2 pseudogenes are annotated in these 533 nt (G+C 45.2%); both read left to right on the forward strand.

Annotation, left to right across the window (positions count from 1 at the left end):
• Positions 1-294, forward strand: a pseudogene (locus R7P64_RS24605) (hypothetical protein); the annotation flags it as partial.
• 10 nt (positions 295-304) lie between these two features.
• Positions 305-533, forward strand: a pseudogene (locus R7P64_RS24610) (hypothetical protein); the annotation flags it as partial.

Genomic DNA, 533 nt, shown 5'->3' on the forward strand with positions numbered 1-533 from the left:
CGCTGGCAATACGATGGCGGACGCGAACTGCGCGTATTTGTTGGCGCCATGTATCAAAATGTTCAACAAGAATTGTCTGGTGACCTCAAAAGCTTAAACCTACCACCGCAACTACTTGGCTTAGTTGAAAACTTGAGCCCTGATGCGGGTTTCAACGTCAGTCAAAGTGCCGATGAGAACTGGAACAGTGTGCTTGGTTTCCAATATGCCTTTAACAAAGACTGGGAGATATTGATGGAGGCCGGATTTGGGGAGCGTGAGACCTTATTCTTTTCATTAGGTCGTCGATTCTAGGATTGAAAGCATGACTAGATTACTTCCTATCGTTTGTCTATTTCTATCTGGAGCAACTCTCGCCGAAGAGGCTTTGCAAAAGTCAGAAATGCATGAACTGACAAAGTATCAGCAATATCAAGCGTGGCTTGAAAACTTATTGCTGGAACTAGGCGCGGATGGTCAGTTCGATCCTAAAAAAGGCATCGACTGGAGTGTCATGCCCGGTCCCTTTTATACTCCAGAGAAAAAGTTTGGTA

Source organism: Vibrio sp. 2304 (assembly GCF_033339475.1).
GTDB classification, from domain to species: Bacteria; Pseudomonadota; Gammaproteobacteria; order Enterobacterales; family Vibrionaceae; genus Vibrio; species Vibrio alginolyticus.